Below are 12,534 nucleotides of genomic sequence, written 5' to 3' on the forward strand. Positions count from 1 at the left end.
ACATCGAACGGACTCTTTATTCAATCGGAGCAATTTATGAAGTACAAAAAACTGCTTTTCGATCTTATCGACTACCTCGACGCATTTGAAAGTTTGTATGACGGAGGGGGGCATGAACCTGAAATGAAAGACTTTGCCGACTTTTTAAGTTGGCGTTGCGACAAAAAGAAGAAACAGGAGGAAGAAGAAGTTGTCTCTGCTACCCGGAAACGAGCAGCAGGAGCCAAGAATATAGCGCGAGGAGTCAGCCTCCTGCATCGTTACTCTCGTTTTTATATCAAGAAAGCACTGGCGGAATCTCCCTTGCAGACCGAAGACGAATACACCTATTTGGTCTGTCTGATGAACGGTGAGAGCATGACCAAGACAGAGCTGAACAACCTCAATGCCATGGAAAAAACATCCGGTGCAGAAGTCATGCGTCGTCTGCTGAAAGCTAATCTGATCGAGCAGAAACCGGATGAGGAGGATCGCAGAAGCATGCGTGTCTCCATTACTCCTGAGGGAAGAAAGGTACTGGTCAATCTCTTTCCCAATCTGCGCCTTTGTGCCGAGACACTCGTTTCCACCCTGTCGGACGAACAGCTGACTGCCTTCGATCATCTGCTCTGGTTGCTATGCGAACACCACAACGAGATATTCACCGGCAGACATGATGCCGAGCTGAAAGATCTGCATGCGGAGACCTGCGAATTGAAACAATCGGTAGGAGGGGCTTTGTCCAAGCGACTATACCGCCGCTGAATCGGCAGATCCTATCATCTTCTCCACCTCGTCCATAAGTGCGAAAAGCTCCTCCTGTGTCGTGGCACGAAGCATGGCCACGCGCATGGGCTTGAAGTTCGGGATCCCTTTGAATATGGGACTGGCTGCAATATGTCTGCGTGTATGGAGGATGCCTCGCCGTTCGTCCAGTTTCCGGATGTTGTTCAGCGTCTGACGGCGTAGTATGTCCATATAATAGGAAAACGGACGCAAAGGCAACGTTTCTCCCGTGCGAAGGAAATGCTTCATTTCTTCGAATATCCATGGTTGGCCGATAGAAGCCCTGCCGACCATTACGGCATCCACACCATATACGTCAAAGGCTCGTCGGGCTTCTTGTGGAGTGGTCACATCTCCGTTTCCGATAATGGGGATTTGCATTCTCGGATTGTTCTTCACTTCTCCGATCAGCGTCCAGTCAGCCGTCCCCGTGTACATTTGGGCGCGTGTGCGACCGTGTATGGTCAGGGCTGCAATGCCACAGTCTTGGAGCTGTTCAGCCAGGTCTACTATGATCTTGCTGTCATTGTCCCATCCAAGCCGCGTTTTCACCGTTACGGGCAGCTTCACCGCTTTGACTACCTCACGCGTTATCTCTATCATAAGCGGGATATTGCGGAGCATCCCACTGCCGGCACCTTTCCCTGCTACCCGTTTGACCGGACATCCGAAGTTCAGATCGATCAGATCCGGACCGGCCGCTTCGCATAGTCGGGCAGCCTCTACCATCGAAGCTACATCCCGTCCGTATATCTGTACAGCCATCGGGCGTTCCGATTCGTCTATGGTCATTTTTCGGAATGTGCCGGCTACTTGACGAATCAGGGCATCGGCACTGAGAAACTCGGAATAAACCAGATCGGCACCGAACTGCTTGCACATGACCCGAAAGGCCACATCCGTCACATCCTCCATCGGAGCAAGCAACAAAGGCTCTACTCCGAGGTCTATGGTACCTATCTTCATGCTCCTCGGGTTATGGCTTGTGCCTGTCGCAGAGCCGCTTGAATATCGGCACATACGTTTTCCTCTCCCAATAGCCCTACGATGCCTGCGGTGGCAAGTTCTTCATGGACGTCCTTGCGCACACCGGAGAGTACGATGCTGATGCCTTCTTTCCGGCTCATTTTGATCAGGTTTTCCAGATTGTGCATCCCTGTCGAATCCATAAACGGCACATGTCGCATTCTGATAATCCGAACATCGGGATGATCGCCCAATGTGTTCATGATCTCTTCGAATCTGTTCGCGATGCCAAAGAAGAAAGGCCCTTCGATTTCATATACCTCTACCCCCTTCGGGATGTCGAGCACTTCGTCGTGGTGGGCGATCTCGCCCGTCTGCGTCAGGTCGAGCTTGCCTGTGGCAACTGTGATGCGTGTGTTCTCCGTGACGCGCTTCATAAAGAGCAGGATGGCCAAAAGCAGTCCGATCTCTATGGCAACGGTCAGGTCGAGGATGACGGTAAGCAGGAAAGTAACCAGCATGACGAGGCTGTCGCTGCGAGGGCCGCGACCGATATTGGCCACCGAACGCCATCCGCTCATATTGTAGGATACTACGATCAGTACTCCGGCCAAACAAGCCATCGGGATGTATGCCGTCAGAGGACCGAGGAATAGCAGGATCAGCAGTAACACGAAGGCGTGTATGATCCCTGCAATAGGAGAGCGACCGCCGTTGTTGATATTGGTCATTGTACGGGCTATGGCTCCGGTGACGGGAATACCGCCGAAGAACGGAACCACTATATTGGCTGCACCCTGAGCGATAAGCTCGGTGTTGCTGTTGTGCTTTTCCCCTATCACACCATCGGCTACGCTGGCCGACAGCAGAGACTCGATGGCTCCCAACAGGGCGATGGTAAAAGCCGGAGGGAAAAGTTGGCGAATCGTTTCGAGGCTGAGTGTTACCCCCGTTGGCTTGGGCAGTTGGGCGGAAATAGTGAAGCGGTCGCCGATGGTTTCGAACTCGCCGATACCTTGTAGCCGAAGTAAATAGGCCACTACGGTCATCAAGATAATGGCAATGAGCGAACCGGGTATCTTCTTGGTGAACCTCGGACTCAGCATAATGATGACAATACTAAGCAGACCCATCCCGAAAGCCCAGAGGTTTACTGACTTGAAGTTGGTAAAATAAGCTCCCCATTTGCCAAGGAAATCACCGGGCATATCTGCAATACCGAGGCCGAAGAGGTCATTCATTTGGGTAGAGAAGATCGTGAGGGCGATCCCTGCCGTGAATCCCACGACTATCGGGTAGGGGATAAACTTGATCAGCGTACCCAGACGAAGAGCTCCCATCACGAGAAGCAGGATACCGGCTATGATAGTGGCAATCGTGAGGCCCTCGATGCCGTACTTATGAATGATGCCGTAGACGATAACGATGAAAGCACCCGTCGGGCCACCGATTTGGACGGATGAACCACCCAAAAACGATACGATGAAACCGCCTATAATGGCCGTGATAAGACCTGTTTCCGGAGATACGCCACTGGCTATACCGAAGGCAATGGCCAAGGGCAAAGCTACGATGCCGACGATAACGCCGGCCATGAGGTCGGCCATGAAACGCTCACGGTTGTACCCGTGGAAAACATCGAGCAGCTTCGGCCTGAAATATGATCCGATCATGAGAAAAAACGAGATTATCCGTGCAGCAAAAGCCTTGCACGTCGCAAAGGTAGGGATTTACTCACTGAGACAAAGCTTTTTACTTGCTTTCATGCCGGAAAGGTTATGGCTTGATCTTCGGCACTTGCAAGTCTGTTCTTTATACGAAGTTTGGAAGCTGTACTTGGTTTTTCTGATTCGAGAATACTCTATGAGAACGATCCTCTTTTTTGAGAAATTTTATTGAAAACACAGGCCAAAAAAGTTTTCAACAACGAAGATGAGTTTGGAATCATTCTAAATAAGCGATTGATGGGAAGAGATTTTCAACGTAAAAATGTTCATGAATCGGACTTTTTGTGGTTGGAATCTGCTTTGAAAGAGTTTCGATGGCGATGTATATATAAATCAGTTTCAATTTATATACAGATCGTTTTCGTTTTATATATAAATCGTTTTTCATTTGTATATAGATCGTATTCGGTTTATATATAAATAGTAGAGCTGAAAAAGCTGTTTGGAAAGGTGAAATAAAAGAGGCACCCGCTCGATTCGTGGCCGAACCAAGCGGGTGCCTTATAGATTTGCAGGACTGGAAAGAATGGTTATTCCTTATATCATACTTAGTCTGTTTTCAAATGCCTTGATAGAATATAAATAAATGGATTGGATGGGTGAGGGTAGTGTGTGAAGTCGGGAAATATATTTCATTTGTTTAGATCGTCAGAGAAATTGGTCGATGATTTGTAATACTTTAGTATATATTTAGTTATTCCTTGTTTAGCGTCTTTACTTGCTTGCAAATGTAAGAAAAAAGCTCGATCCGAATGACTTGAAATACTTGCCTTGAACAAGCCTCCCTTCACCCCTCTCTGCCGATAAGGCTCAAAGCTATCCCTATACCTCTTTTCGGGTGCTTGCTTGATAGGTAAATATGACAGAAACATAGACTATTACGGTGCAATTACATATATTTGTAGTTAAATAATCCACGAATAAAACGGATGAAAACGATTGCGAACGAGTCTTCTCTTCTTAATACAAAAGTTCCCGAACCTACTCTGAGGCGTCTGCCCTGGTATTTGTCTTACGTCCAGCTATTGCATGCGGATGGATGTGAGTCGGTGTCTTCCACGCGGATCGCTCGTGCCGTAGGGGTGGATGCTTCGCTCGTGGCCAAGGATCTTTCCTATGTATCGGTGGATGGGCGTACACGGGTGGGGTATCGTGTGGCGGACATGGTGGCTGTGCTGAACGACTTTCTGGGCTTTACGCACCACCACCGGGCCTTCCTCTTCGGGGTGGGAAGTCTGGGTGCTGCTTTGTTGCAGGACTCGGGTTTGCGCCACTTCGGGCTGGAGATTGCCGCCGGCTTCGATGTGAATCCGGATATTGTGGACACTAATATCAATGGTATCCCCGTTTACCATAAGAGCCGGGCTGCGGAGTTGTGCGCTCGAGAGCGTGTGGATATAGGTATTCTTACCGTCCCGATACGGGCGGCACAGTCGGTGGCCGATGAGATGATAGTAGCAGGGATCAAGGCTATTTGGAATTTTACTCCTTGGCGCATCAGTGTGCCCGAAGGCGTGGTCGTACAGAATACGTCGATGTATGCCCAGTTGGCTGTGATGTTCAATCGGATGAAATCGCTACCTTAGGTCTCCGAAGGCTGAACAATCCTCCTCTGCCCTTTTTTATAATAAGGGCTTTCGCTCGCTCTTGGAACGATGAAGATAATTGCTGTCGGCATGAACTATAGTGCGCATGTCAGCGAAATGCGACGTGCGGACATCCTTCCCGTTGCTCCCTGTCCGAATGGAGAGGGAGCCGATTTTGTGGAGGAACCTGTGCTTTTCCTCAAGGCCGATTCCTTGTTGCGCGAAGGGTATCCCTTTTTCTATCCGGATTTTTCTCAGGAGATCCACTATGAGACGGAGCTGGTGGTTCGTATCGATCGTATCGGCAAGTGCATAGCCGAGCGTTTTGCTCACCGCTATTATAGTGAGGTTACCGTCGGTATAGACTTCACGGCTCGTGACCTCCAGCGTCGTGCCAAAGCCAAGGGATTGCCATGGGCAACGGCCAAAGCTTTCGACAACTCCGCTGCCGTAGGGCGGTGGGTGAAGAAGGACTCGCTCCGGCACGGTGTGCAGGAGCTGGATCTGCGATTGGATATAGACGGACGCACGGTGCAGCAGGGCAATACACGGGATATGCTCTTTTCCGTAGATCGTTTGATCGCTTATGCCAGTCGTTTCTTCACGCTCCGTATGGGGGATCTTATCTTTACGGGGACTCCGGCAGGGGTAGGCCCTATTGCTATCGGCCAGCACCTCGAAGCCTATCTCGAAGAGCAAAAACTGCTCGACATATCCATCAAATAAGCTATTTCTCAGATGAAACGAATACTTCCAATAGTCGCATTCCTTTCTCTCTTCCTTGCCCTTGCTCTGCCTGCGGTAGCGCAACGAGCTGTGGGGAAGACGGCTGACCGTTCGCTAATGGCTTCGGGACATTGGGTCAAGATACGTGTCGATGCAAGTGGAGTGTATCGCCTTACGGACGAACAGCTCCGTGCCAATGGCTTCTCCGATCCGTCCAAGGTGGGTGTGTTCGGCTATGGCGGAGGGGTACTTCCCGAAGATCTGAGCCGGATCACGACAGACGATTTGCCTCCCGTACCGGTACTCCGTCAGGGCGATGCGCTGTATTTCTATGCCGTGGGCCCGGTGACCTGGTTCTACAATCCGGCTAAAACCACCATGGAGCATACGGTGAATACGTACAGTACGCATGGCTACTACTTCCTGTCGGATGCTGCCGGAGCTCCTTTGCAGATGTCTCAATATACGGGTGGAGGTGCGTCGGCCGAAGCCTTGATCGACTACTACGATGAGCTGATGCTCCATGAGCAGGAATTGTATTCGCCCAAAGAATCGGGGCGAGATCTGTATGGCGAGTCTTTCAGTGCAGTCAATACGCGTACGGTCAAGTTCCCTTTGAGGGGCAACACGCGCTCGTCTGCCGAACTCGGTACCGTATTCTCATACATAGCCAAGGCCAGATCGGCCGGTGGCGGCCGCGAGATGTCGCTCTCGGCCAATGGTATTCTGATCTTCAGCGATCCTTTCTCCATGACATCGAATGAGGTAGCCAATTCCTATTTGGCGGGCAAGAAGCGTCGTCTCTATCACAGTACGCCGATGAACAGCTTGGCCAATGAGTTGCGCTTGGACGTGAATTATAGTATGACAGGGGATGCGGTCAATCTGGATTTCATAGAGGTGGCTACACAGAACGATCTCCGGTACGATGGCGCACCCATGCATATCAGGCGGTTTTCCAATTTGCCCGTTTTGGGGGGCGAGTCCTGCCGCTTCGTTGTCAGTGAGGTGCCGGAGTCTCTGGTGGTTTTGCATGCCAATTCTTCCCTGACAGCCTCGCTTGTTCCCGTTAAGACTGTCGGGGACAGGACCATTGAGTTCGTGGCTCCGCCGAAGGATCAGGATCGAAGGACTATCAATACGTTTTATGCCGTGGACTTGTCACAGGCTTCTGCTCCGGAGATCCTCGGAGCGGTACCCAATCAAAACCTGCATGGAGAAGAAATCCCTGATCTGATCATTGTCTCTACTCAGGCTCTCCTCCCCGAGGCTGACCGACTGGCTGCCTATCGTAGAGAGAAAGGTGGGCTGAAGGTCTTGGTCGTATTGCAGGAACAAGTGTTCAACGAGTTTTCCGGTGGCACTCCCGATGCTACGGCATACCGGCTCTTTGCCAAAATGTTTTACGACAGATGGAAGACAAATGCGCCTGTGGGAGAGACCTTCCCGATGCAAATGCTTCTCTTCGGCGATGGAACTCATGACAACAGGAAGGTCTCCGTAGCTTGGCAGAAACCGTATCTCCAGCAAACGGAGTTCTTGCTGACATTCCAAGCCGTCAATTCGACGAACGTAAACAGTTATGTGACAGATGATTACTTCGGCTTGCTGGATGATCAGCCGGCCTCGGTCAATATCGGTTGGCGCAATTATAATATGGCTGTAGGGCGATTCCCCGTACGTACTCCGGCCGAAGCTCGCATCGCAGTGGACAAGACCATCCGATATGAGGAGGATCGGGAGAGCGGTGCTTGGCGTATTCGTACCTGCTTTGCGGCAGACAATGGGGACAGGCACGCGACCGAGACTTCCCGTTTGATCGATACCGTCAAGCGTTATGCTCCTGCTATTATGCCGGTGCGTGCCTTTCAGGACGTATATCCGCATGTCATCGAGAACGGATTGCACAGTATCCCGGGAGCAAAGAAAAAAATGTTGGAAACCCTTCAGTCGGGTATCATTCTGCTTAATTATACCGGTCATGGCGGTCCTGCCGGATGGTCGGACGAGCACCTGCTGACGCTCAATGATATACACAACTTCAATTATAAGCATATGCCCATTTGGATTACTGCCACGTGCGACTTTGCCAACTATGACAGTCAGACGACCTCGGCAGGGGAGGAGGTTTTCCTCCATGAGAAGAGTGGCACTCCGATCATGTTCTCGACTACGCGTGTCGTTTACAATACGCAGAATGAGAAGATCAATGGCTTTATGCTTCGGCGTATGTTCGAGAAAGCTAAGGACGGGCGTTATCGTACGATGGGTGAGATTATCCGATCGGCCAAACAGGGGATGCTCAGTACTGTTTTCCCCGATTCTATCAATCAGTTGAGTTTCTTCCTGATGGGTGATCCGTCCGTGCGTATGAATCTTCCTACCCACAAAGTGTATTTGACTGCGATCAACGGGCAGGTTCCCGGAGGGGAGTATGGAACCATTGTGCTCAAGTCTTTGGAACGGGTAGCCCTGAAGGGTAAGGTGACCGATGAACAGGGAACGTTCGACGAGACTTTCAGTGGCAAGGTTTTCCTGACTGTCTTCGATGGCAGAAAGAAAATGACGGCTTTGGAAGAGGAGGGAAATGACCACTCTCTTGTATATTATGACTATCCTAACGTGATGTATGCCGGTATTGCCGAAGTAAAGAACGGAGTCTTCGAAACTTCGTTTATCGTACCCAAGGATGTGAACTATTCCGAGCACGAAGGCCGGATCAATCTCTATGCCTATAACGAAAGCACAAAGACGGAAGCCATGGGGGTAGACTTCTCCATCAGAGTCCAACCGGGTATTCCCGATGAGGTGACGGAGGATAATACACCGCCCGAAATTATAAGCTGTTTCCTCAATGACAGTACATTCCGATCGGGAGATGAGGTTAATCCTACTCCTCTGTTTATGGCCGAAGTATTCGACCTGAACGGAATCAATATCACGGGTAGCGGTGTAGGGCATGATATTACGCTCTGTATCGATGGCCGTGCCGATCTGACCTATAACCTCAATGCTTATTTCACAAGCTCGGCTACGGATGCAGGTGTGGGCACTATCCTCTTTATGATACCGGCTTTGGCCGAAGGAGATCATACAGCCCGACTGACGGTTTGGGATATTTTCAATAATGCCGCCCATCATGACTTTTCGTTCAGAGTGGTAGATGGCATTGCTCCGGATGTGGCAGATGTGATTTTATTCCCGAATCCGGTACGCGAGAGTGCTACGTTCCGAATCTTCCACAATCGCCCCGGAAGCGATTTGAACGTGGCTGTGGAGATCTACGACTTCACCGGTCGTCTCGTGAACACTCTGCCCGTCAAGACATATTCCTCCTCCTACGGAGAACCTATAGAGATCAAGTGGGATCTGACCTCCAAATACGGAGTGAAGATCGGAAACGGATTCTACCTTTATCGCTGTGTGGTGAACTCTCCCGGAGGACAGACGGCCTCCATGGCCAAGAAAATGATCGTGGTAGGACAATAGCCGAAGCGATCCTGCCGTTTACGATATGGAATGTTCGTAAACCCAACAAGAGTACAAAAACAAAAAGAACGAAATATGATTATCAAGAAAATGCTGAAGAATAGATTGCTTCCCTTGGCGATAACCCTCCTCATTGCTCCAATGGCTATCGAAGCTCAGGAGCAACTGAATGTGGTACACACTTCCGTGCCGTCGTTGAATATCAGTCCGGATGCACGTGCTGCCGGTATGGGGGATATAGGTGTGGCAACGACACCGGATGCGTATTCACAGTACTGGAATCCGAGTAAATATGCTTTCGTGGATACGAAAGCCGGTATCAGCTTCTCATACACCCCTTGGCTGTCCAAACTGGTCAATGATATTGCGCTGATGCAGATGACCGGTTTCTACAAATTGGGAACCGACGAGAATCAGGCTATTAGTGCTTCTCTACGTTATTTCACATTAGGAAAACTGGAGACTTTCGACGAATTGGGCGAATCCATGGGAGAGGCCCATCCCAATGAGTTTGCTGTCGATTTGGGCTATAGTCGCCAGCTTTCGGAGGACTTCTCTATGGCCGTAGCACTACGTTATATCCGCTCCGATCAGAGCACGCACAATACAGGAGAGAATCAGGCAGGAAATGCTTTTGCGGCAGATATAGCCGGTTATTTGCAGAAGTATGTGCTACTGGGGAATGCCGAGAGCCTGTGGTCATTAGGTTTCAATGTGAAGAATATCGGTACGAAGATCTCCTATGATGGAGGTGCCACAAGTTTTTTCATCCCTACTTCTTTGAATCTCGGAACGGGGCTATTGTATCCGATCGATGACTATAACAGCATCAGCTTCAACCTTGAACTTAGCAAGCTGCTTGTACCCACTCCTCCTATCATGGATCAAAACGATCAGGCCGGTTATGAGGCTGCACTGAAGAAATATCAGGAAACTTCTTCGATCAGCGGTATATTCTCTTCTTTCGGTGACGCGCCGGGAGGACTCAAGGAAGAATTCCGTGAGATCACATGGGGGCTTGGTGCTGAATACAGCTATGACGATAAGTTTTTTGTTCGTGCCGGATATTCATACCTGCATCCCACCAAGGGAAATTTGCAGTACTTCACGGCCGGTGCCGGCTTCAAGATGAACATATTCCGTATCGATGCTTCCTACCTGTTGTCTACGATCCAGAGTAATCCGTTGGATCAGACACTGCGGTTTACGCTTGCTTTCGATATGGATGGATTGCGCAATTTGTTCCATTAAACCGAGATGAAGAAGCCTTTTCGAATAGGATTCGGTTTCGATGTACACCGCTTGTCTGAAGGTTATCCTTTGTGGATAGGCGGTGTTCGTCTGGAGCATCCCAAGGGTTTGGAAGGACACTCTGATGCCGATGTACTCATTCATGCCATTTGTGATGCGTTGCTTGGTGCAGCCGCTTTGCGTGACATCGGGCATCATTTCTCTCCTTCGGATCCTCAATATAAGGGGATCGATAGTAAGATCTTGTTGGAACGGGTGATGGATTTGGTGCGTTCGCAGGGATATGAATTGGGTAATATCGATGCCACTATTGCGGCAGAACAGCCCAAGCTGAATCCACATATACCGGATATGCAGCAAGTATTGGCTGACGTGATGCAGGTCGAGGTGTCGGATATTTCGCTGAAAGCCACAACGACGGAGAAACTCGGCTTCACTGGACGCGAGGAAGGTATTTCCGCCTATGCCGTGTCCTTGCTCATTGCTGCAGTCTGAGACTAATCAAGTCTCAAAAGATTAGTCGCGAGGAGGTTTCTTGCACTCAAGGACTTGGTTTTTATTCCTTTAGACAGCTCCTTTTTCCCTTTTTATTTTGGGGGTATTACTTTTTCAGGAGGGGTAGTAGCGGCTTGACCAGTTGCCAAATGACGATTCCCGCCGTGACACTTACATTGAGCGAATGCTTTGTGCCGAATTGGGGTATCTCTAAGCAGAGGTCGCAGAGGTCAATGGCTTCCTGTCGTACTCCTTTTACCTCATTGCCGAAGACAAGAGCATAGTGCTTACTCTCGACCGGGGTGAAATCTTCCAAGAAGAGGCTACCCTCTGCCTGTTCTACGGTGCAGACTGTATATCCTTTTTCTTTGAGTTCGGCTATCGCATCCACTGCTGAAGGAAAATACTCCCATGCCACACTCTCCTCTGCTCCCAAAGCTGTCTTGTGAATATCCGGATGAGGAGGGCGAGCCGTTATCCCACACAAGCATAATCCTTCCAGCCTGAAAGCATCGGCTGTCCTAAAGACTGATCCGACATTGTTCATACTACGTATATCATCCAATATGATCCTGATAGGTAGCTTGGGGCTTTCGTGATATTCTTCGGTTTTGAGTCGCTGTATCTCGATAGTCTTTTTCTTGCGCATGATTATTGTCGGTTTATATATTGAGTGATCGGTTTCTTTGCAGAAAAAATCAGAGTATTCGGATAACAAAGATACAGAAGGCGATGTTGTCCTAAATAAATTATGAGTTAGGCTGTATAACTCAACGGGTTACGCCTAACTCATAATTTATTTGAGTCCATTGCGCAATGGACTCATCAGGAGTAAAAAGTCAAGAGGATAAACTTTTTTACGGTCTATCCGTGGGTCTGGAACCATGCAGAGGCCTTCAAATAGAGAATGATACATAACTAACGGGGCTTTAACGACTATAAAAGTACTTAGAAAGCGGCTTTTAATGCCTCAGAACTTATATTTATCAATCAAATTGGTTTTTGATAAAGAAAATTTGTTTTCCTTTGTAAGGATAAAATTATGTGTAGTCTTATAATGCTACACCTTTCATCAATTTTCTTTTCTCATTCACCTAATATGCCGGTTTGCAGCAGAGAACTTGGATAAAGGATTGAAAACAAAACCAGTTTGGTTGTTGTTGTTGTTGTCTCGCGGGCCGCGAGTGGAAGGTCTTATATCGAGCGTTTTTTTTGCCGATGTATTCTGAACACTCTATGTCGTTTTTCTGTTAAGTAAACTGTGAACCGATCACCTACTACCTAATCTATTAGAGAAGCCGTTCAGGAGAGGTTCATACAGAATAGTGTGCAAAGAGTATAGAATTGTGGAGATTGTAGGTTCGGATATGTGCTGACAAAGATTTATTGCTATGCATATCTGATTATAAGATCTTGATAGCTTTGTCTTTATCTGGATTCTATTGTTGTTTAGTGTTCTTAATAATAATCATTCTTTAAACAATTAGCTTATGAAGTTAAACAAGATGTTTTTGGTTGGGGCAATGCTC

Annotated in this window: 9 protein-coding genes; 6 read left to right on the forward strand and 3 right to left on the reverse strand. The window is 48.9% G+C overall.

Going from position 1 to position 12,534, the window contains the following annotated elements:
- Positions 1-36: 36 nt before the first annotated feature.
- On the forward strand, positions 37-744 hold the full coding sequence (locus HQ49_RS01645) for a MarR family winged helix-turn-helix transcriptional regulator (protein WP_018965293.1): 708 nt from the start codon (positions 37-39) through the stop codon (positions 742-744).
- Here HQ49_RS01645 and dusB read toward each other — a convergent pair.
- Both dusB and HQ49_RS01655 read right to left on the reverse strand, forming a co-directional pair.
- A complete protein-coding gene (gene dusB, locus HQ49_RS01650) occupies positions 730-1,731 on the reverse strand; it encodes a tRNA dihydrouridine synthase DusB (protein WP_039418081.1) in 1,002 nt (333 codons plus the stop codon). The genes HQ49_RS01645 and dusB overlap by 15 nt on opposite strands.
- Positions 1,728-3,404 carry a SulP family inorganic anion transporter gene (locus HQ49_RS01655; RefSeq protein ID WP_039418082.1) on the reverse strand — a complete coding sequence of 559 codons (1,677 nt, stop codon included), beginning with the start codon at positions 3,402-3,404 and terminating at the stop codon, positions 1,728-1,730. Before HQ49_RS01655 ends, dusB begins: the two co-directional genes overlap by 4 nt.
- A gap of 983 nt (positions 3,405-4,387) precedes the next feature.
- Between HQ49_RS01655 and HQ49_RS01670 the strand changes: the two genes are divergently transcribed.
- The 5 genes from HQ49_RS01670 to ispF all read left to right on the forward strand — a co-directional run bounded on the left by HQ49_RS01670 (position 4,388) and on the right by ispF (position 11,005).
- Entirely contained in the window at positions 4,388-5,044 is a 657-nt protein-coding gene (locus tag HQ49_RS01670; RefSeq protein ID WP_039418086.1) for a redox-sensing transcriptional repressor Rex, read from the forward strand.
- A 69-nt stretch (positions 5,045-5,113) separates the two neighbouring features.
- Complete coding sequence (locus tag HQ49_RS01675; RefSeq protein WP_039418087.1) at positions 5,114-5,770, forward strand: fumarylacetoacetate hydrolase family protein; 657 nt, start codon at positions 5,114-5,116, stop codon at positions 5,768-5,770.
- Between the two features lie 12 nt (positions 5,771-5,782).
- Entirely contained in the window at positions 5,783-9,259 is a 3,477-nt protein-coding gene (gene porU, locus HQ49_RS01680) for a type IX secretion system sortase PorU (RefSeq protein WP_039418089.1), read from the forward strand.
- Between the two features lie 75 nt (positions 9,260-9,334).
- Positions 9,335-10,510 carry a type IX secretion system outer membrane channel protein PorV gene (porV, locus tag HQ49_RS01685; RefSeq protein ID WP_026292235.1) on the forward strand — a complete coding sequence of 392 codons (1,176 nt, stop codon included), beginning with the start codon at positions 9,335-9,337 and terminating at the stop codon, positions 10,508-10,510.
- Positions 10,511-10,516: 6 nt separating this feature from the next.
- Entirely contained in the window at positions 10,517-11,005 is a 489-nt protein-coding gene (gene ispF / locus HQ49_RS01690) for a 2-C-methyl-D-erythritol 2,4-cyclodiphosphate synthase (RefSeq protein ID WP_039418091.1), read from the forward strand.
- Positions 11,006-11,111: 106 nt separating this feature from the next.
- On the opposite strand, the gene HQ49_RS01695 is transcribed toward ispF, so the two are convergent.
- On the reverse strand, positions 11,112-11,654 hold the full coding sequence (locus HQ49_RS01695) for an RNA methyltransferase (protein WP_018965303.1): 543 nt from the start codon (positions 11,652-11,654) through the stop codon (positions 11,112-11,114).
- Between the last annotated feature and the right edge of the window lie 880 nt (positions 11,655-12,534).

Source organism: Porphyromonas gulae (assembly GCF_000765945.1).
Taxonomy (GTDB): Bacteria; Bacteroidota; Bacteroidia; order Bacteroidales; family Porphyromonadaceae; genus Porphyromonas; species Porphyromonas gulae.

Coding starts and splice junctions, on each gene's coding strand:
- HQ49_RS01645 (WP_018965293.1), top strand. CDS start 37: ATGAAGTACAAAAAACTGCTTTTCGATCTTATCGACTACCTCGACGCA.
- dusB (WP_039418081.1), bottom strand. CDS start 1,731: ATGAAGATAGGTACCATAGACCTCGGAGTAGAGCCTTTGTTGCTTGCT.
- HQ49_RS01655 (WP_039418082.1), bottom strand. CDS start 3,404: ATGATCGGATCATATTTCAGGCCGAAGCTGCTCGATGTTTTCCACGGG.
- HQ49_RS01670 (WP_039418086.1), top strand. CDS start 4,388: ATGAAAACGATTGCGAACGAGTCTTCTCTTCTTAATACAAAAGTTCCC.
- HQ49_RS01675 (WP_039418087.1), top strand. CDS start 5,114: ATGAAGATAATTGCTGTCGGCATGAACTATAGTGCGCATGTCAGCGAA.
- porU (WP_039418089.1), top strand. CDS start 5,783: ATGAAACGAATACTTCCAATAGTCGCATTCCTTTCTCTCTTCCTTGCC.
- porV (WP_026292235.1), top strand. CDS start 9,335: ATGATTATCAAGAAAATGCTGAAGAATAGATTGCTTCCCTTGGCGATA.
- ispF (WP_039418091.1), top strand. CDS start 10,517: ATGAAGAAGCCTTTTCGAATAGGATTCGGTTTCGATGTACACCGCTTG.
- HQ49_RS01695 (WP_018965303.1), bottom strand. CDS start 11,654: ATGCGCAAGAAAAAGACTATCGAGATACAGCGACTCAAAACCGAAGAA.